Source organism: Pelagimonas sp. (assembly GCF_058892305.1).
Genome location: NZ_JBZXVN010000013.1, coordinates 58,032 through 74,578, shown reverse-complemented (window position 1 = coordinate 74,578; position 16,547 = coordinate 58,032). Strand labels below are relative to the sequence as shown.

Here is a 16,547-nt window from a genome sequence, read left to right as displayed (position 1 = left end):
AGCCGATAGATGAACCTCTTTACAGATATTCGCGAGCTGGTGCTCGCTTCGATCAATGCGATGCAAGCCGAGGGCGCGCTTCCTGCGGACCTCAACCTCGCCCCGGTGACGGTTGAGCCACCTCGCGATGCGGCCCATGGTGACATGGCGACCAATGCCGCGATGGTGTTGGCCAAACCCGCCAAACAAAAGCCGCGCGACATTGCCGAGGCTTTGGCCGCGAAACTGGTCGAAGATGACCGGATCGCCAGTGCGGATGTGGCCGGGCCGGGCTTTTTGAACCTGCGTCTTGCGACGTCGATCTGGCAGGGGGTTCCAAAGGCAATCTTGACCTCGGGCACGGATTTTGGCCGCTCATCCATGGGCCACGGTAAAAAGGTTAACGTCGAATACGTCTCGGCCAACCCAACCGGTCCGATGCATGTCGGCCACGCCCGCGGCGCGATTGTTGGCGATGCCATGGCGTCTTTGCTGGATTTTGCCGGCTATGACGTGACCCGCGAATACTACATCAACGATGGCGGTGCGCAGGTCGATGTTTTGGCGCGCTCGGTTTACCTCCGCTACCTTGAGGCCCACGGCCAAGAGGTTGAATTCGTAGACGGAACCTATCCGGGTGATTATCTCGTTCCGGTTGGTCAGGCGCTCAAAGACAAGGTGGGCGATGCCTATTTGAACCAACCCGAAGATGTCTGGTTGGCGGATGTACGTGTCTATGCAACCGATGCGATGATGGAGTTGATCCGCGCCGATCTCAAAGCGTTGGGCGTCGAGATGGATCATTTCTTTTCTGAAAAAGCGCTTTATGGCACCGGCAAGATTGAAGCTGCCATCGATAGTTTGCGCGACAAGGATCTGATTTATCGCGGTGTTTTGGAGCCACCAAAGGGCAAAAAGCCCGAAGATTGGGAACCGCGCGAACAGACATTGTTCAAATCGACTGAGCATGGCGACGATGTTGACCGTCCGATCCAGAAATCGGATGGGGCTTGGACCTATTTCGCGCCTGATATCGCCTATCACTACGACAAGGTTGAGCGTGGCTTTGACCTGCTGATCGACATCTTTGGGGCCGATCATGGGGGCTATGTCAAACGGATGAAGGCGGCGGTTTCGGCGCTGTCCGGCGGTACGGTTCCGCTCGATATCAAGCTGATCCAATTGGTGAAGCTTTTCAAAAATGGTGAACCGTTCAAAATGTCGAAGCGGGCAGGGACCTTTATCACCCTGCGTGATCTGGTCGAAATGGTCGGGGCTGATGTGGCACGCTTCCATATGCTGACCCGCAAATCGGATGCGGCGCTGGACTTTGATTTCGACAAAGTGGTCGAGCAAAGCAGCGAGAACCCCGTGTTTTACGTGCAATACGCCCATTCGCGCATTTGCTCTGTGCTGCGCAACGCCGCCGAACAGGGTGTCGCAACGGATGACGCGACATTGGCTGCGGTCGATCAAACCAACCTGCATCCGGCTGAAATTGCCTTGATTGCAAAGCTTGCGGATTGGCCGCGTCAGGTCGAAATTGCTGCGCGTGTCCACGAACCGCACCGCATCGCGACGTACCTCCAAGAGTTGGCCTCGGATCTGCATGGGCACTACAATCGCGGCAACAAAGAAACCGAACTGCGCTTTTTGCAGGATGACTCCAATGTCACACTGACCAAAATTGCGCTGGCGCGGGCCGTGGCAGTTGTTATTTCCGCCGGTCTTGGTATCTTGGGCGTAACCCCGGCAACAGAAATGCGCTAAAAGACGCACTCGTCGGGTCACACAGGCCGCGTGTTTTGAACCGCAAAACACGCAAATCAACACGACAGCAGACCACCGGGGCGACAATGTATCGCCTTGGGAAGACGAGGCAAAATGGCAGATTACACCTATGATGGGGGCGGTTATGCGGCCCCCGCTTCTGGCAAAGTTGCAAACCTAGCGACATGGATGGGCGCAGCAGCGTCGATCGCGCTGATCGTTGGAGTTGGCGTTTGGGGTTACCGCGTGATGGCGCGTGATGTTAGCGGTGTGCCGATCGTGCAAGCCATGGCAGGCCCAATGCGTGTCGCCCCGGAAGACCCGGGTGGCACAATGGCCGATCATCAGGGGCTTGCCGTGAACAATGTCGCCGGGCAGGGGGCCGCCGAAGGTCCTGCGGACCGTCTGGTTTTGGCACCTGTTCCCGCTGGTTTGGCGTCTGAGGATGTGGCCACTGGTGCCTTGGTTGTTGAGACTGATCCAAGCCCGATGCCAATGGAGGCTTCCCTGGCGCGCGAGGCTGAAATCATGGAAATTGAACCTGCCCCGGCCTTGGCGCAACCGGCTGAGGATATTGATCCCATCCAAGCGCTGGCCAATCAATTGGCCGCCCAAGCCGCGCCACTGAGTGCTTTGGCACCGGGTGAAGCTGCTCCGATTGTCGCCTCGGTCACAGAGCCGGCACCCTCGACCGTCGAACAGGAACTGGCCGCAGCAGTCAAAAAAGAATTGCCGCCGGGTTTGGAACGCTCCTTGCGTCCGCGCCTGCGCCCTGCTGGTTTGAAAACGGCTGCTCTGAGGGGGGCTGTCGCAACGGATGCCGCCCCGGCGGCGGCGTCTGCAACCAATGGAAGCACACGCGAACTAGAGGCGGCGGCACTGCCGGCAGGCACACGTCTTGTACAGGTTGGGATTTTCAATTCACCCGATGGGGCCCGCAAGGAATGGTCGCGTCTTGATGGGCGTTTTGGCGATTACCTGGCGGGAAAAGACCGAGTGATCGAAAAGGCCAAACGCGGCGGGCGCGAATTCTATCGCCTGCGCGTGCATGGCTTTGCTGATCTGTCGGATTCTCGCCGGTTCTGCGCCGCCTTTATGGCCCAAAACGTGGATTGCATCCCGGTTGTGACTAAATGAACCGGTGCGGCGCGGCCATCTTTGGTTGCGAAGGTCTAAGCCTATCATCAGAGGAAAAGCGTTTCTTCACAGAGGCTTCTCCTTTGGGCTTCATCCTGTTTGCCCGCAATATCGACACCTCGGATCAAGTTCGGGCCCTGACGTCTGACATTCGGGACAGTGTCGGATGGAATGCCCCGATTTTCATTGATCAAGAAGGCGGTCGTGTGCAACGGCTTCGTGCGCCTTTGGCAACCGAATGGCTTCCTCCGCTTGATGACGTGGCGCGGTTTGGCGCGCATGCTGCACAGGCCATGCGCCTGCGCTATCATATCATCGGTCGCGAACTACGCGCCCATGGTATCGACGGCAACTGCGCCCCGATGCTCGACGTTGCGCGGACGGGAACTCACAAGTTTTTACGCAATCGGTGCTATGGCTCTGATGTGCAAACGGTCATTGAGATCGGTCGGGCCGTCACCCAAGGACACCAAGACGCCGGCGTTTTCCCGGTGATGAAGCACATCCCCGGTCACGGGCTGGCGCAGCTTGATAGCCACCTTGATCTGCCTCGAATTGACCTAGATCGTGCAAAATTGGACGTCGTTGACTTTGCCGCCTTCACGCCCTTTGCCGATCTGCCCTTTGGCATGACCGCCCATTTGGTGTTCGAACAGATTGATCCGCAACCCGCGACCGTATCCACGAAAATGATCAATTTGATCCGCCGTGATATGGGATTTGACGGCTTTCTGATGACGGATGATATTTCGATGGAGGCCCTGTCGGGCAGCGTTGCCGAACGCAGCGCCGCGTCGATTGCGGCGGGTTGCGACGCGGTTTTACACTGCAATGGCAAGCTTGCCGAGATGGTCGCAATTATGGATCGGGTCGGACAGATGACCGACACAGCCCAAACTCGCGCCGAGGCGGCGCTTGCGACACGTCAAGCCCCCGTAGATGTTGACATCGCGGCGCTGCACGCTGACTTTGAGGCGTTGATCCCTTAACGCCACGCATCGCCGGGTTCCAGAACGCAGATGACAGAAACCGACTCGCCAGAGCTTCCGCTCACCGTTGATGACCGCCTCGCCGCCGAGGCGTTTGTCATAGATGTTGAGGGCTATGAGGGGCCGTTGGACATGTTGTTGTCGATGGCGCGTACCCAAAAGGTCGACCTTCGCAAGATTTCCATTCTCGATCTGTCGCGGCAATACTTGGCTTTTGTCGAAGAGGCCAAGGCCTTGCGGCTTGAATTGGCGGCGGATTATTTGGTGATGGCGGCGTGGTTGGCCTTCTTGAAATCACGCTTGCTACTGCCGCCTGATCCGACCGAAGAGGGGCCATCGGGTGAGGATTTGGCCGCGCATTTGGCTTTTCAATTGGAACGTTTGCAAGCCATGCGCGATTGCGCCGCCAAGTTGATGGCGCGCGATCAAAAGGGGCGTGATTTCTTTGTACGCGGCATTCCCGAACACATGGAGCGGGTGCGCAAAGTCAAATACACTGCAACGCTGATCGACCTGATGCAGGGCTATGCCCGAATCCGAACCAAGGATGAATTCCGACCCTTTGTCATGGATCGCGAGAAGGTGTTTACCATGGAAATGGCATTGGACCGGATGCGAGGCATGATCGGGTTCTCGGGTCAGTGGACAGATATTTTGTCTTACTTGCCAGAAGGTTGGGATGATGATCCGGTTAAATGGCGCTCGGCCACCGCCGCGACCTTTGCCGCCTCTCTTGAACTTGTCAAAGAGGGCAAGGCCGAGATACAGCAATCGGAAACCTTTGCCCCCATTCAACTACGCCGCAGGGAGACCCCGCGTGAGTGACACCGTGCCTGAGCCTGCAACGGACAGCCTTTTTGACGCCCCGCCGATGGGCGAACAAGAGCGCATGGTCGAAGCCATACTTTTCGCCAGCGCCGATCCCGTGTCGGTCAAAGAGCTGAATGACCGGATGCCCCATGGCTGCGATGCGGCTGAGGCGCTTGTTCATCTGCGCAAACGTTATGAGGGTAGGGGGGTGCATGTGGTCAAGGTTGGTGACGCTTGGGCGCTGCGCACGGCCGCTGATCTTGGTTTCTTGATGCAACGCGAAACGGTTGAGACGCGCAAACTCAGCCGCGCCGCCATCGAAACCTTGGCGATTATTTCCTATCATCAACCGGTAACCCGCGCCGAGATCGAAGAAATTCGCGGTGTTGGGGTGTCGCGTGGCACAATTGATCAACTGTTGGAAATGGAATGGATTCGGTTTGGTCGTCGCCGTATGACACCGGGGCGTCCGGTGACATTTGTCGTGACACAAGAGTTCCTTGATCACTTTGGCCTTGAAAGTGCGCGCGACCTTCCCGGTTTGGCGGAACTGCGCGCCGCTGGCCTTTTGGAAAGCCGCCCGCTCTCTTCCGGTATGCCACAAATGGGTGACGGCGATATTGATGCCGAAGAAGAGACTGACGAAGGTCAAAGCGAGCTGTTTGAGGATTAAGTCCGACGGCCAATCTTGGTGCAGGTCTTGATAAACTCCTACAAATTTCTTCTATATATGGTATATTGGCGAAAAGCGTGGAGGGTATCCGAGCATGAATGCCAACCAGATTGTAAACATGGTGACGCGCATGTTTGTGCGCAAGGCGGTTAAAACCGGCGTGGATGCGGGTTTTAAACAAGTGGAAAAGATGCGCAAACCGGCCGCTATGCCAGAGGCAGCGCATTCTGAGCACGACATGGTGTCAGAGGTAAGCGGCGAAGAGGGTCCTAGCCGCGAGGACATCCGCAAGGCGCGCCGGGAACGGCAAGCGATCCGCGAAAAACGCCGTGCGCGCCGGGCCCGCAAGGAACAGAACCAGTCAGAGGCCTAGGGTTACGCCTTGAAATGTTTGGAAAGTTTCAGGCCTTGCCCCTGATAGTTCGAGGCAATGCCTGCGCCATAAAGTGTCTCAGGCACCTCTGACATCCGTTCATAGACCAACCGCCCAACAGTTTGCCCATGTTCCAAAACGAAGGGTGCTTCGTGGCAACGTACTTCGAGTACGCCACGCGCACCAGTTCCGCCGGCCGCAGCATGCCCAAATCCGGGATCAAAGAAGCCAGCGTAGTGCACGCGGAATTCCCCAACCATTGCCAAATAGGGGGCCATTTCCGCCGCATAACCGGGCGGAATATGGACGGCTTCGCGGCTTACCAATATGTAAAAAGCACCGGGATCAAGGACGAGCTGGCGACCATCGGTGCGCAATTCATCCCAAAAATCCTTGGGGTCATATTCGCCAATGCGATCAAGGTCGATGACGCCGGTATGCGGTTTGGCGCGATAGCCAACGAGGTTGCCATTGCCGGGTTCAAGATCGACGGAAAAACCCAACCCTTCGCTGATTACCGCCGGACCACCGGCAACCAGAACGTCGCTTTTGTGAAGGTCGCTCAACTCTTGATCGCTTAGAACCGATTGGCCTTGGCGAAAACGGATTTGGTTAAGCCGCATTCCGGGCCGAACAAGGACGGAGAAAGAGCGCGGGCAAATCTCGGCATAGAGAGGGCCGGTATACCCTGCTGGAATACGGTCAAACTCAACGCCGCCGTCGGTGATAACACGGGTCAAAAGGTCCAACCGGCCGGTAGAGCTTTTGGCATTGGCGATGGCTTGAATGTCGCTGGAGAGTGCCAAGTGTTCCATCAATGGAACCACGTAGACGCAGCCCTTTTCCAGAACCGCACCGTTAGAGAGGTCGATCCGGTGCATTTCAAATTCACCCAACCGGTCAGCAACCTTGCGGTTTTCGCCGGTTAGGAAAGAGGCGCGGACGCGATAGGCAAGGGTTCCCAACCGCAAATCAAGGCTGGCGGGTTGCACCTGTCCTTCGACAAAATCGACCTCCGCAGAGAGCGCCCCGCTGGTGATCAGAGTTTCAATCTGCTGGCTGGCCAAAACACCGGTCATATCGCGCCTCCCGTTGACTTGGCGAGTTGAATAGCAAGCCCAGGTCGAAAGCAACAGGTCTGATTAACGCATTTGGCGCGGTAATCATTGTGTTTAGCTGATCGTGGCTTTGCTGCCGGATTGCGAAATTTCTAGAAGGTTGGTCTTGGCCATGGCGTCGCCAATGCAAAACCGCAGGGTCGCCTCGCCTTCATTGTCGTGATAGCGCAATTGGATATGGTGATTTCCGGGGGCGAGATCGACTTGTTTGGTCAAATGGCCATTGCTCATCGCGTTGTGATTATCCAACAACAGCGTGCCGTTGACCAATACACGCGCTAAATCTCTGGCCTGTAAGGTGAAATCATAAGTACCGCCACGGGGGCTCTGCAACATTCGATCATATTGCGCCGTTACATCCTGATACGGGGTGCCCACATTGGAGGGTGAATTTGGCTTTTGTTCGAACTGAAACTCGGATGTCATACTCGGCCTCGCGCGTGGACGTTATCAAAAAGGCTGAAGACCATAGTTATCCAAAGACGCGCCGCGAAAGCAGCACGATCAGCCCCAAAGCTCAGAAAACCTGAGCTACCCTTGTTGCAAATCATAGGAAATGCTAGGTTAACGTCAACAAAATGTCAGCTAACACACTGTTTCCAAACAGGCGAAATGGTTAACGTGACTGAGTTGTTAGGTTGATTGTGCCTTGGTCAAGAGAGAGGCAAGCTCAATCTCTTCTTCGGCAAGCAACTTGCGGAAGGCATCAAGAGTCACCGGTTTGAAAATGCTGCGACCAACCGAAAGAGAGCGCGCAGAAGCAATCATTTTTGCCGCCAAGAGCGTCACATCACTGCCGCCGGTGATAAAGCGAATACGCAAGGGGCGATCAATATCGACAATATCGTCAATGACCTCAATGCCGTTCATTTCTGGCATGTTAATATCAACCAAAGCGAATGCTGCGCCTTTTTCGGAACGAAGTTTTTCCAGCAGTTTCACGCCATTGCTGCAAATGGTAACGTTCCACCCTTCACGGGTGGCCACAGTCGCAAGGTAATCTGCGAATTCTTCATTGTCATCAGCAATATAGAGATGGCCCATATAATGCATCGGCAATTTCACTTGCCGCCTTTTGCTTTCAATTCCATCACTTTATGACAAGACGATACAGTGTTTTTCATCGCAATCAAGAATACGATGCAAAACCATTCAAAGTTGAGTGTTATTTGCCCCGTGAAAACTTGGACACCATTTGTCTTGCACAATATCCATCCCCTCAACAGTTTGGTCGGTTTCGACCACGTTGAGGGAGGATTTGGTAGCAAATTGGTCGGGCTAGCAGGACTCGAACCTGCGACCTTCCGTCCCCCAGACGGACGCGCTACCAGGCTGCGCCATAGCCCGACTTGTCGGAGTGTCATACTGGATTTCCAAGCAGGGGCAACCCCTTGTTTGCGAAAATCTGTGCATGACTGCCGTTAGTTTGACTGTTGCCTGGTCTTTATGTCGCGCAAGGCGGCATAGTGAGGGAGCAGGGCCTGCGCCTTCTGTTGAGACAGCGAGTCAATTTGAGAGAGAAGAGACAACAGAGCCGGGCGAGCGTGTATCTCAACGTTCGGGATCGAAGAGTCAGGGGCACCAATCAAAGTTTCTGGCGTGACGTCGGCAAGCCTGTCGACCTCGCCGGTGTCTGCCTCATCGGGCTCCACTGCTGCAACTGGATCAGGGTTGGCCAACTTTGTCGTTGTGTCGTCCTCTGCCGGAACCTCCGGTTCGTCGGCATCCTGTGCCACTGTCTGAGGAGGCGACGCCATCTCCGTGTGGTCAATGTCCTCTTTGCCGTTCTCGTCATCCCCCTCGTCCAAGACAGTCTGCTCGGAGACAACTGGGTCAGTAGGGGGCTGGTCTCCTGTCGGGAGATATTTGTTTACTTCAACGCCCGAATCTATTGGCGCGTCTTGTTCTGGCTCAGATTCCTCAGGCGACTCGGCCTGTTCATCCTCTTGTTGAGGGGCAGGCGGTGTTTCGTCTTCCACACCGTCCTGAATGGCTTCCTCATCCGGTAGGCTGCTTTGCGAATCAACCTCCGTCTCAGGGGCCGGGTCGAATTCGTCCAAAGTGTCGGCGTTTTCAGCCTGCACCTCTAGGTGTTCCTCCGGCTCGGACTGGGGAACCGATGGCTCTGCTTCTGGAGCGTTGGGCGTTTGCACAGCCGTGCCGTCAATGCCAGCTAGGGCATCCGCCGACATAGGGGGTGCGTCTTCCACCTCAGCGACGTCACCCTCCGCTGCCTCTTGAGGCTCGGGTGTCTCAAACATATCGGCTGTTTGAGCGGGGGTCGACGGTTCTGATGCGGCTTCGGTACCAGGAAAGGCCACCACGGAATCGGGGACCTCGACCTCGACATAGGGCGCGTCTTCGATAATGTCCGTCGAAGGCACAACACCGTCCTCATCGACGCTGGTTGCGTTCAATGACGATACGTGGCGCACACCATGTTCGCGAAGCACCTTTTGCACACCTTTGATGGTCATCCCATCTTCGTGCAGCAACTGTTTGATTCCACCCAGTAATTCCATATCGGCGGGGCGGTAGTATCGCCGCCCGCCAGCCCGTTTTACCGGCTTAATCTGGGTGAATTTACTTTCCCAAAAGCGCAACACATGCGCGGGCGTTTCCAACCATTCCGCAACCTCGGAAATGGTGCGAAACGCGTCCCGGGACTTCGCCATAAGTCAGGCCTCAGTTCTTGTTACCAGCTGCCACGCGGTCTTTCATCAAATGAGAGGGACGGAACGTCAAAACACGGCGCGGCTGGATCGGCACTTCTTCCCCGGTCTTTGGGTTACGACCAACGCGGGCCGCTTTGTCGCGCACGGAAAAGGTTCCAAAAGAGGAAATCTTTACCTGCTCACCTTCGACAAGCGAATCCGACATGTGTTGAAGCACTGCTTCGACAAGATCGGCGCTTTCATTGCGTGACAGACCAACTTCGCGAAAGACAGCTTCGCTAAGATCCATACGTGTCAGGGTCGTTTCGCCCATGTTCATCCCTCCCGGTTTTCACAGGAGATTAGGCGAGGCATAAAAGCCAAGTCAATATCAATAGGTTGAAAGCAGTGCTTTATCAGGCACGTAAAGCGTCACCAGCGTAAAACAACGGCCCCCCAGGCCAATCCGCCGCCAATCGCTTCGGTCACAATGAGGTCGCCGGGCTTGATCTGACCGCGTTCTTTGCCAACCGAGAGCGCCAAGGGAATCGATGCCGCCGAGGTATTGCCGTGGTCCTGCACCGTTACAACAACCTTGTCCCGGCTTAGACCAAGCTTTTTGGCGGTGCCGTTGATGATGCGAATATTGGCCTGATGGGGGACAATCCAATCTATTTCATCCGCTGTCATGCCGATCTTGTCCATCGCGGCATTGGCCGTCGAAGCCAGCTTTTCCACCGCGTGGCGGAAGACTTCTTTGCCCTGCATGCGCAAATGACCGGTGCTATGGGTGCTGACACCGCCGTCGACATAAAGAATGTCTTTGTAGCGCCCGTCAGAGTTTAGATCGGTCGACAGGATGCCGCGGTCAGCGTTGGACCCTTGGCCGTCTTGTGCCTCAAGCACCAAAGCACCGGCCCCGTCACCAAATAGCACACACGTGCCGCGATCGGTCCAATCCATCAGACGTGAAAAGGTTTCCGCGCCGATGACCAAAACTCGTTTGGCCTGACCCGAGACAATTAAAGCGTTGGCATTGGCCAAAGCATAGGCAAACCCGGCGCAAACGGCTTGGACGTCAAAAGCAAAGCCGCGTGTCATACCAAGGCTGGTCTGAATCATCGTTGCCGCCGACGGAAAGGTTAAATCAGCGGTGGAAGTGGCAAGAATGATGGCGTCGATGTCGTTGGCCGCCAGCCCGGCATCATCCAACGCCGCCTGTGCGGCGCGGGTGCCAAGATCGGATGTGGTTTGACCTTCGGCGGCAAAATGGCGCCGTTCAATGCCAGATCGGCTTTTGATCCATTCGTCCGTTGTGTCGAGTGTTTTCTCAAACTCCGCATTTTCTACAATGCGGTCCGGCAGGTAATGCCCAACCCCGATCACGGTGGCGCGAATTGTCATGTCTTGCTCTTGTCCTCTGCGTCGCGGTCGTCTGCCGCCGCGTCATTTTGGGCGAGCTCGGCAGCAGACGCAACCCGTGCCGCCAACCTGTCGCCAAAACCGGCTTGTGCCAGCTCAAAGGCCAGTTTTACCGCCGCGGACACACCAGTGGCATCGGCCGACCCATGGGATTTCACCACAGTGCCGTTTAGGCCCAAAAACACTCCACCGTTGACGCGTCGCGGATCAATTTTTTTCTGGAACCGTTTCAAAGCGGGGAGGGCGATGAGACCAGCCAATCGGGACAGCGGCGAATGTGAAAAGGAGTTTTTGAGGTTGTCACCAATCAGCTTGGCGGTGCCTTCGCCGGTTTTCAGGGCGATATTTCCGGTAAATCCATCGGTGACAATCACGTCACAGCGCTCACCTGGAATGTCCCCGCCTTCGACATAGCCGACAAATTCAAACTGGGCGCGATCTGCGTTGGCCGCGATCAGGTTGAAGGCTTCTTTGAGCTCAGGAAACCCTTTGTTTTCTTCGGTGCCGACGTTCAAAAGCCCAACGCGTGGGCGTTCTAGATCGAGACCGTTGCGCGCATAAGACGTGCCCATCAGCGCATATTGCAGCAAATCCTGAGCATCGGCGCGGATATCGGCCCCCACGTCCAACATTACGTTAAACCCGGATGGATTGCGCGACGGCCAAAGTATCGCGATAGCGGGGCGATTGATGCCGGGCAACTTGCGCAGTCGGATCATCGACAGTGCCATCAACGCACCGGTGTTGCCACAGCTGACGGCAACAGTCGCCTCTTTCTGTTTGACGGCCTCCAGGGCGGACCACATCGAGGTGCCTTTGCCATTGCGCATCACTTGGCTTGGCTTGTCGGTCATTTTCACGACGCCTTCGGCATCACGAATGACGCAGCGACCATCAAGGTCGCGCTTTTTCTTGACCAGTTTTTGGAGCTCTTGCTCAGGTCCGTGCAGGATGAAATCCAGCGTCGGGTTCTTTTGCGCAGATTGTGCAATGCCGGCGACAACTGCCGCCGGCCCACGGTCGCCGCCCATGGCGTCAACCGAAATAACGATCCGGTCCGAGCCAGCCCCGTTTTGCAAAACGCTATGATCCTTCAGAGAGGTCATACAGGGTGGCCTGACAGGTTGTTTATGCTGCGTCTTCGTCCAGTTCGACTTCGTCGGCCTGGGCAATCACTTCGCGCTCAGCGTAGTGGCCGCAAGAGGGGCAAACGTGGTGTGGGCGCTTAAGCTCACCACAGTTGTCGCATTCGTTAGGGTTTGCAGCAACCAGCGCATCATGCGCACGGCGGTTGTTGCGACGCGATTTGGATACTTTGTTCTGCTGGACAGCCATGTCTCAACCTTCTTTACCGTAAGAGGGGAGGCTGTGGCCTGCCCTGATTATCCCGATGTGTTCGGCCTCATAGCGCTAAGCGTAGGGCAGACACAAGCGTTGTGTTCTCATGAAGGCGCGAAAATACGCAGAACGCCTGAAAGAGCAAGATGATTCTCAGCTTTCACTGTCATCTTTCTGTAATTTATCGCGCAATGAGGCCAATCCAGCAAAGGGACGCATCTCTTCGTCCTGTATTGGGGTCACGCCATCGGCGGAAAACTGCGCGTTTGCGACCTCGGCCCCGTCTTTGCGAGGGTAGGCCGGCATCGCCAGCGAAAGCGCCTCGGCGAGAATCGCGTCGAGGTCGATGGTTTCACCCAATTCCTCGATATCATCTTCGTCGGTCATTTCGGTTTCGGTGCCCGGTTCTGGAGTGTTCAGTTTATGGGCGGGAACGAAACGGCGCGTGACCTCTGTGTCGATTCGCGTTGTCACCGGCTCAAGCGTCACAATGCAGGATTGGACAACCGTGGCCCCAAGGTCGGCCTTAAGTTGCCAAGCATTGCGACCGTGTGGCGTGATTTCGCCCACAAAGCGCAGCTTTCGCAAAGACAGAGCATTCAAATCCTCAGCCAAAGCGCTGCGTTCGTCGGCATTTGGCTCCAACAAAAACGGGGTGGAGCCTGTCTGCCGGAGGTCAGAAACAGGTATTTGTGGGGCTGTTGGGTGCTTTGGCGGCATCTGGTCGGGTTTTCCTGTGCTTGAATGACGGGCATTCCTTATGTAAGCGGAATAGGAGGCGTAGCAGGCCAAAGCAAGGGGGCGGAATGCACGGGACGAAGAGAACAGCGAAACTCGCGATCGCAGGGTTGGTGCTTTTGGCGCTTGCATCATGCACCTCGCGGTATCGGTCCCATGGCTATATGCCTCCCGAAGAAGACCTTCAGCAAATCGTGCCGGGGATCGACACGCGCGCGTCTGTTGAGGATGTCATTGGGGTGCCCACAGCGTCGGGGGTTCTTCGCGACAGCGGCTATTATTACATTGAATCCGAAGTGCGCCACTTTGCCTGGAAACGCCCAGAGGTGGTCACCCGTGAGGTTCTTGCCATCACGTTTGATGAGGCGGGGGTGGTTGATAACCTCGTCACCTATGGCCTTGAAGACGGGCAGGTTGTGCCGTTGAACCGGCGTGTGACGCAATCGGGCGACGGTGACATCGGCTTTATTCGCAAATTGTTTGGCAATATTGGTGGCCTAAGCACCGATCAGCTCTTTGGCGGCTAATCGCGCGTGTTCGGTTGTTCGATAGCAGAAGTGGTTGAGAGGCGATAAGCCCCGGCGCTACTTTCCTGCGACCATAGGGGTGTCGATCAAAGGCTAAGGCGAGGCGGTGCGGAAGATGATCAATTTGATCAAAGGACGGTATTTAGCGCGCCAAGCCGCAACAGCAGCCGATATAGACAGGGTTCAGCGGTTGCGAGGATTGGCCTTTGCCCGTCCGGGTGCTTTTGATGCCGATCACTTTGATGCGCTGTGTGATCACGTTTTGATTGAAGAGCGGGAAACCGGTGCGCTTGTCTGTTGCTTTCGCTTTTTGTCCTTGCGTGACGGACGTGACATTGGACAAAGCTATGCCGCCCAGTTTTACGGGCTGGCGCAACTAAAAGAGTTTGACGGTCGTCTGGTTGAGATGGGTCGGTTCTGCGTCCACCCGGATCATGGCGACCCTGATATTTTGCGCGTCGCTTGGGGGGCGATGACGACCTATGTCGATGCCACCGGGGTTGAACTGTTATTTGGCTGTGTGTCTTTTCCTGGCACAGACCCAGCGGCCTATGTCGATGCCTTTGCTCTTTTGAATGACCGCCACATTGCCCCCCGGCACCTGAACCCGCAAATCAAATCGCCAAAGAGTGTGACTTTAGCTCAGGAAAATTCGGTCAAACCGGATGCGAAACGCGCGATCCACCAAATGCCAGCACTGTTGCGGACCTACCTTTTAATGGGGGGCTGGGTGAGTGATCATGCGGTTGTTGACCAGGAGATGAACACGCTCCACGTCTTTACTGGGGTGGAAATAGCGACAATCCCGGAAGCGCGAAAAAGGCTCTTGCGCGCGGTTGCCGCGTCGCACTGAAAACGCGTGCACGCGTTTTGCAAATTCCATGCATGGAATTTGGGTGCGCCAAGCCTTGACCTTAGGCGCGCCATTGCCTAGCGCTCTGACATGGCTGTATCTCCTCTTCTGCAACTCTCCGGTGTTTCCCTGACCTTTGGCGGCGAACCGGTTTTCGATGATCTTTCCCTCAATGTACAACCGGGGGACCGTGTGGCGCTTGTCGGGCGCAACGGGTCAGGAAAATCCACTCTTTTAAAGGTGATGGCAGGCCTTGTTGAACCGGATCGCGGTGACCGCGTTGTGCCTTTGGGCACCTCGGTTGGCTATATGGAGCAAGATCCGGATATCTCTGGGTTCACCACATTGGGTGAATTTGCTTCTGCCAAGCTCGACCCATCTGAGATGTACAAAGTTGAGCGCGCCGGTGAGGGTTTGAAATTTGATCCGGATCGTTTGGTTGAAACCGCGTCGGGCGGGGAACGTCGCCGCGCGGCCTTGGCCCGCTTGATGGCCGAAGAACCCGATTTGATGCTCTTGGACGAGCCGACCAACCATTTGGACATTGAGGCGATTGGCTGGCTTGAGGATGAGTTGAAATCCACCCGCCGGGCCTTTGTTCTGATCTCGCACGATCGGCGTTTCTTGACGGAACTCACGCGTGCGACCCTTTGGATTGACCGTGGTCAAGTCAGGCGTCAGGAAAAGGGATTTGCCGCCTTTGAGGCGTGGCGCGATAAGGCCTGGGATGACGAGGACATGCAGCGCCACAAGCTGGATCGCAAGATCAAGGCCGAGGCGCGTTGGGCGGTCGAAGGCATCTCGGCCCGACGCAAGCGAAATCAGGGCCGCGTGCGGGCCTTACAAGACCTACGCAAGGAACGCTCGGGTCAGATTCGGCGACAGGGGCAGGCGGCTATGGCGCTATCGGCGGGGCCCAAATCCGGCAAAAAGGTTATTGATGCCAAAGGTATAACGCACGCATTTGGCGACAAGCAAATTGTGCGCAATCTTGATTTGACCATTCAACGTGGCGACCGGATTGCCTTTGTCGGGCCTAATGGCGTCGGCAAAACGACTTTGATCAATATTCTGATGGGCGAGCTGACCCCGGATGATGGGACTGTCAAACTTGGCACAAACCTGATCCCAGCGGTCTTTGATCAGGCGCGTGCGCAATTGGATGGCGACGTTTCGCTTTGGGATAGTCTGGCTGGCGACAAGGAAATCGGTGTGTCCGGCAAGGCCGATCAAGTCATGGTCCGCGGCGAACCGCGCCATGTGGTTGGTTATCTCAAGGACTTTTTGTTTGATGAACGTCAGGTCCGCGCGCCGGTTCGATCCTTGTCCGGGGGCGAAAAGGCGCGGTTGCTTTTGGCCAAACTGATGGCGCGTGAAAGCAACATACTAGTGCTCGATGAACCGACCAATGACCTTGATGTCGAGACGTTGGATTTATTGCAAGAGCTGCTGGATGACTATGACGGTACAGTGCTTCTGATTAGCCACGACCGAGACTTTCTGGATCGAGTCGCAACAACCACCGTGGCGATGGAGGGGCGCGGGCAGGCGGTTGTTTATGCAGGCGGGTGGAGCGACTACCAGCGTCAAAAACACCCCACTCCTGAGGCCGCCAGCAAGGCGGGTGACAAGCCAAAGGCCAAGAAGGACATCACCAAGTCCTCGGAACCCGTTGATAAACCACAAGGGTTGTCCTTTACCGACAAGCATCGTTTGGAGGCGTTACCGGGTGAAATGGAGCGTTTGGAGGCCGAGATCGGCAAGCTTGAAGAGTTCATGGCCGACCCGGATTTGTTCCACAAAGAGCCGTTGAAATTCAAAAAGGCCACGGAGGCTTTGGTTGAACGCCAAACTGCCTTGGCGTCGGCCGAAGAGGAGTGGCTTGAGCTTGAAGAGAAGGCCGAAGCGGGGCAATAGTTCCGTTTCGACTTTAAAATTGCCCAATAAGCAATTGGAAAAGAATGCACAATCTCTTTGAGGATCGGCGAAAGCACAGGCCGGGGATTTTGGAGCGGGTAACGAGAATCGAACTCGTAACTAAAGCTTGGGAAGCTGCCGTGATACCTTTTCACCATACCCGCTCGCTCAGACCTGTGTGCTAGGCGATTTGGGAAATGTGGTCAATCCCTTGCGCGCCGAAAAATGCAAGCGGATTGGTCGGGGATC

At 56.0% G+C, this 16,547-nt stretch carries 18 protein-coding genes and 2 tRNA genes; 9 read left to right on the top strand and 11 right to left on the bottom strand.

What is annotated here, in order from left to right; genetic code table 11:
- Positions 1 to 9 precede the first annotated feature (9 nt).
- The 6 genes from argS to AC5EFR_RS05210 all read left to right on the top strand — a co-directional run bounded on the left by argS (position 10) and on the right by AC5EFR_RS05210 (position 5,731).
- Positions 10 to 1,749: an arginine--tRNA ligase gene (gene argS / locus AC5EFR_RS05235; RefSeq protein ID WP_493574898.1), complete on the top strand. Its 1,740-nt coding sequence runs from the start codon at positions 10 to 12 to the stop codon at positions 1,747 to 1,749.
- A gap of 114 nt (positions 1,750 to 1,863) precedes the next feature.
- On the top strand, positions 1,864 to 2,886 hold the full coding sequence (locus tag AC5EFR_RS05230; protein ID WP_493574897.1) for an SPOR domain-containing protein: 1,023 nt from the start codon (positions 1,864 to 1,866) through the stop codon (positions 2,884 to 2,886).
- A complete protein-coding gene (gene nagZ / locus AC5EFR_RS05225) occupies positions 2,883 to 3,875 on the top strand; it encodes a beta-N-acetylhexosaminidase (protein WP_493574896.1) in 993 nt (330 codons plus the stop codon). Before AC5EFR_RS05230 ends, nagZ begins: the two co-directional genes overlap by 4 nt.
- A gap of 30 nt (positions 3,876 to 3,905) precedes the next feature.
- On the top strand, positions 3,906 to 4,700 hold the full coding sequence (locus AC5EFR_RS05220; protein ID WP_493574895.1) for a segregation and condensation protein A: 795 nt from the start codon (positions 3,906 to 3,908) through the stop codon (positions 4,698 to 4,700).
- A gap of 46 nt (positions 4,701 to 4,746) precedes the next feature.
- A complete protein-coding gene (gene scpB / locus AC5EFR_RS05215; RefSeq protein WP_493574930.1) occupies positions 4,747 to 5,358 on the top strand; it encodes an SMC-Scp complex subunit ScpB in 612 nt (203 codons plus the stop codon).
- Between the two features lie 94 nt (positions 5,359 to 5,452).
- A complete protein-coding gene (locus tag AC5EFR_RS05210; protein ID WP_493574894.1) occupies positions 5,453 to 5,731 on the top strand; it encodes a hypothetical protein in 279 nt (92 codons plus the stop codon).
- A 2-nt stretch (positions 5,732 to 5,733) separates the two neighbouring features.
- Here the strand turns inward: AC5EFR_RS05210 and AC5EFR_RS05205 are convergent, their stop codons facing one another.
- The 10 genes from AC5EFR_RS05205 to AC5EFR_RS05160 form a co-directional block, all read right to left on the bottom strand.
- A complete protein-coding gene (locus AC5EFR_RS05205) occupies positions 5,734 to 6,810 on the bottom strand; it encodes a 2'-deoxycytidine 5'-triphosphate deaminase (protein ID WP_493574893.1) in 1,077 nt (358 codons plus the stop codon).
- A gap of 93 nt (positions 6,811 to 6,903) precedes the next feature.
- Positions 6,904 to 7,275, bottom strand: coding sequence for a PA14 domain-containing protein (locus AC5EFR_RS05200; RefSeq protein WP_493574892.1), 372 nt, complete (start codon positions 7,273 to 7,275; stop codon positions 6,904 to 6,906).
- A 207-nt stretch (positions 7,276 to 7,482) separates the two neighbouring features.
- Entirely contained in the window at positions 7,483 to 7,914 is a 432-nt protein-coding gene (locus tag AC5EFR_RS05195) for a response regulator (protein WP_493574891.1), read from the bottom strand.
- 205 nt (positions 7,915 to 8,119) lie between these two features.
- Positions 8,120 to 8,196 (bottom strand) — tRNA-Pro (locus AC5EFR_RS05190).
- 74 nt (positions 8,197 to 8,270) lie between these two features.
- The gene (locus AC5EFR_RS05185; RefSeq protein WP_493574890.1) at positions 8,271 to 9,524 is read right to left on the bottom strand and encodes a MerR family transcriptional regulator; all 1,254 of its coding nucleotides are present in this window, start codon (positions 9,522 to 9,524) and stop codon (positions 8,271 to 8,273) included.
- Positions 9,525 to 9,534: 10 nt separating this feature from the next.
- Positions 9,535 to 9,837 (bottom strand): integration host factor subunit alpha, encoded by a 303-nt coding sequence (ihfA, locus tag AC5EFR_RS05180; protein WP_299921570.1) that lies wholly within the window; start codon positions 9,835 to 9,837, stop codon positions 9,535 to 9,537.
- Between the two features lie 98 nt (positions 9,838 to 9,935).
- Entirely contained in the window at positions 9,936 to 10,907 is a 972-nt protein-coding gene (locus AC5EFR_RS05175; protein WP_299921572.1) for a beta-ketoacyl-ACP synthase III, read from the bottom strand.
- Positions 10,904 to 12,031: a phosphate acyltransferase PlsX gene (gene plsX / locus AC5EFR_RS05170; RefSeq protein ID WP_493574889.1), complete on the bottom strand. Its 1,128-nt coding sequence runs from the start codon at positions 12,029 to 12,031 to the stop codon at positions 10,904 to 10,906. Before plsX ends, AC5EFR_RS05175 begins: the two co-directional genes overlap by 4 nt.
- Positions 12,032 to 12,053: 22 nt before the next feature.
- The gene (gene rpmF / locus AC5EFR_RS05165) at positions 12,054 to 12,260 is read right to left on the bottom strand and encodes a 50S ribosomal protein L32 (protein WP_097804076.1); all 207 of its coding nucleotides are present in this window, start codon (positions 12,258 to 12,260) and stop codon (positions 12,054 to 12,056) included.
- A gap of 156 nt (positions 12,261 to 12,416) precedes the next feature.
- Positions 12,417 to 12,911 carry a YceD family protein gene (locus AC5EFR_RS05160; RefSeq protein WP_493574888.1) on the bottom strand — a complete coding sequence of 165 codons (495 nt, stop codon included), beginning with the start codon at positions 12,909 to 12,911 and terminating at the stop codon, positions 12,417 to 12,419.
- A 158-nt stretch (positions 12,912 to 13,069) separates the two neighbouring features.
- Between AC5EFR_RS05160 and AC5EFR_RS05155 the strand changes: the two genes are divergently transcribed.
- The 3 genes from AC5EFR_RS05155 (at position 13,070) to AC5EFR_RS05145 (ending at position 16,298) form a co-directional block, all read left to right on the top strand.
- Positions 13,070 to 13,528 (top strand): outer membrane protein assembly factor BamE, encoded by a 459-nt coding sequence (locus AC5EFR_RS05155; protein WP_493574887.1) that lies wholly within the window; start codon positions 13,070 to 13,072, stop codon positions 13,526 to 13,528.
- A gap of 115 nt (positions 13,529 to 13,643) precedes the next feature.
- Entirely contained in the window at positions 13,644 to 14,381 is a 738-nt protein-coding gene (locus AC5EFR_RS05150) for a GNAT family N-acetyltransferase (protein ID WP_493574886.1), read from the top strand.
- A 90-nt stretch (positions 14,382 to 14,471) separates the two neighbouring features.
- The gene (locus AC5EFR_RS05145; RefSeq protein WP_493574885.1) at positions 14,472 to 16,298 is read left to right on the top strand and encodes an ABC-F family ATP-binding cassette domain-containing protein; all 1,827 of its coding nucleotides are present in this window, start codon (positions 14,472 to 14,474) and stop codon (positions 16,296 to 16,298) included.
- A gap of 90 nt (positions 16,299 to 16,388) precedes the next feature.
- Here the strand turns inward: AC5EFR_RS05145 and AC5EFR_RS05140 are convergent.
- Positions 16,389 to 16,462: transfer RNA gene (locus tag AC5EFR_RS05140), tRNA-Gly, on the bottom strand.
- Between the last annotated feature and the right edge of the window lie 85 nt (positions 16,463 to 16,547).